The sequence below is a fragment of the Flavobacterium frigoris genome, from assembly GCF_900111075.1.
Classification (GTDB): Bacteria; Bacteroidota; Bacteroidia; order Flavobacteriales; family Flavobacteriaceae; genus Flavobacterium; species Flavobacterium frigoris.
On sequence record NZ_FOFZ01000014.1, the window covers coordinates 79,476 to 82,427 of the forward strand.

A 2,952-nucleotide genomic window follows, 5' to 3' on the forward strand; every position below is an offset into this window, starting at 1 on the left:
TGGCGAAGTCGATAAAACAAAACTTCCTGTTCCTGTTTCATCAGAAATAACTCCAGCTAATTCCGTTGAAGTAGTTGCTGAAAGTACATTTAATTTATCAGTAGTTACCACCAAAGTTTTTGACGTTGGTATTGTGCTTCCGTTAATACTTGTTGCTGTTGCAACTCCTAAAACGGGTGTCACTAATGTTGGTGAAGTCGATAAAACAAGACTTCCCGTTCCTGTTTCGTCAGAAATCACTCCAGCCAATTCTGTTGATGTAGTTGATGAAAGCACATTTAACTTATCAGTAGTTACCACCAAAGTTTTTGAAGTTGGCATTGTGCTTCCGTTAATACTTGTTGCTGTTGCAACTCCTAAAACGGGTGTTACTAATGTTGGTGAAGCATTCATAACAAAGGTAGAACCTGTTCCTGTTTGAGAAGCTACAGCAGTTGCATTCCCAATACTTGTTATTGGACCTGTTAAGTTAGCATTAGTACTATTTGCAGCAGAAACAAAGGCTGTAGTTGCAATTTGAGTTGTATTGGTAAGTGCAGCTGCAGTTGGCGCATTTGGTGACCCAGTTAATGTGGCTGAATCAGACATAACCACACTACCAGTTCCTGTAATTGGATTAGATACTAGCCCTTTATTCGTGTCAGAGAACACAGGTAAAGAAACCGTTAATGTTGAAAGTATAGGTTGTGCACTTAGTGTCGTTACTCCTGTTACTCCAAGAGTTCCTCCAATGGTGGTATTTCCTGTCAAAGTGGAAGTTCCGCTTACATTTAAAGCAGTCAATGTTCCAACGGTAGTAATAAGCACTTGTGATGCGTCCAGAATACGCCCTCCTAGATTAGTCGCAGATACTGTGGTTGCTGATACATTGGTTGCAGATACATTGGTTGCAGATATAGCACTTGCCGTAACTGTTCCAGTAAGTACTGGTGAATTCGCTCTTACCACATCGCCAGAACCAGTAGTATTAAATTCTTCTACTGTTCCTGTACCTGATGATACTCTTCCTAGTACTTTACCACTAGTAACCCCTTGAATCTTACTATAAGTTACATTAGCATCTTTAATCTTAGTAGTTTCTATGGCGTCGTTTGCTAAATCACCAACTAGGATCGTCCCTTCGGCAATCATAGCTGTCAGAACTTTGCTACTTCCAATAGTTGAAACACCACCATTATCTATTGTTACATCTCCTGTCATAGTAATCTCTGTCGCTTGATTACTAATGTTTCCTACGTAGATTTTACCGTTCGCTAGGGTATTGATATTTGCAATTGCATCTGCATTTACTTTCGCTTGCCCATCTAATTTATTGTCAGCATCATTTAAGGCAGTAGCTCCAGCGATGTAATTAGCGGCATTATTTGCAGTATAAGTTCCGTTAGTTGCTAATCCAGATCCTGTTTGAGTAGCATTTAGTTCTGATTGAATGTTTCCTTCAATTCCTGTGGCTCTAGTTTTTTCTGTTCCAATTGCATCTGAATTTACTTTCGCTTGTGCATCCAAATCTTCTGTAGCAGCAACCAAAGAGGCTGATGTTTTCATATAATTGGTAGCGCCATTTGCGCTATAAGTTCCGTCAGCGGCTAATCCAGATCCTGTTTGAGTTACATCCAATTCTGATTGAATGTTTCCTTCAATTCCTGTAGCTCTCGTTTTTTCTGTTCCAATTACATCTGAATTTACTTTCGCTTGCGCATCCAAATCTTCTGTAGCAGCAACCAAAGAGCCTGATGTTTTCATATAATTGGTAGCGCCATTTGCGCTATAAGTTCCGTCAGCGGCTAATCCAGCTCCTGTTTGAGTTACATCCAATTCTGATTGAATGTTTCCTTCAATTCCTGTGGCTCTCGTTTTTTCTGTTCCAATTGCATCTGAATTTACTTTCGCTTGCGCATCCAATTTATTATCAGCATCATTTAAAGCAGTAGCTGCAGCGATGTAATTAGCAGTAGTATTTACAGTATAAGTTCCGTCAGCGGCTAATCCAGCTCCTGTTTGAGTTACATCCAGTTCCGATTGAATGTTTCCTTCAATTCCTGTTGCTCTCGTTTTTTCTGTTCCAATTGCATCTGAATTCGCTTTCGCTTGTGCATCCAAATCTTCTGTAGCAGCAACCAAAGAGGCTGATGTTTTCATATAATTGGTAGCGCCATTTGCACCATAAGTTCCGTCAGCGGCTAATCCAGCTCCTGTTTGAGTTACATCCAATTCTGATTGAATGTTTCCTTCAATTCCTGTGGCTCTAGTTTTTTCTATTCCAATTGCATCCGCATTTACTTTCGCTTGCGCATCCAATTTATTATCAGCATCATTTAAAGCAGTAGCTGCAGCGATGTAATTAGCAGTAGTATTTACAGTATAAGTTCCGTCAGCGGCTAATCCAACTCCTGTTTGAGTTACATCCAGTTCCGATTGAATGTTTCCTTCAATTCCCGTGGCTCTCGTTTTTTCTGTTCCAATTGCATCTGCATTCGCTTTCGCTTGTGCATCCAAATCTTCTGTAGCAGCAACCAAAGAGGCTGATGTTTTCATATAATTGGTAGCGCCATTTGGACTATAAGTTCCGTCAGCGGCTAATCCAGCCCCTGTTTGAGTTACATTCAGTTCTGATTGAATGTTTCCCTCAATTCCTGTTGCTCTAGTTTTTTCTGTTACAATTGCATCCGCATTTACTCTCGCTTGCCCATCTAATTTATTGTCAGCATCGTTTAAGGCAGTAGCTCCAGCGATGTAGTTGGCGGCACTATTTGCACTATAAGTTCCGTTAGTTGCTAATCCAGATCCTGTTTGAGTTACATCCAGTTCCGATTGAATGTTTCCTTCAATTCCTGTTGCTCTCGTTTTTTCTGTTCCAATTGCATCTGAATTTACTTTCGCTTGCGCATCCAAATCTTCTGTAGCAGCAACCAAAGAGGCTGATGTTTTCATATAATTGGTAGCGCCATTTGC

At 40.4% G+C, this 2,952-nt stretch carries 1 protein-coding gene; it reads right to left on the minus strand.

Going from position 1 to position 2,952, the window contains the following annotated elements:
* Positions 1–2,931: beta strand repeat-containing protein (locus BMW63_RS15025; RefSeq protein ID WP_074724291.1), on the minus strand; the 2,931-nt coding region annotated here is incomplete at its 3' end.
* Positions 2,932–2,952: the final 21 nt, after the last annotated feature.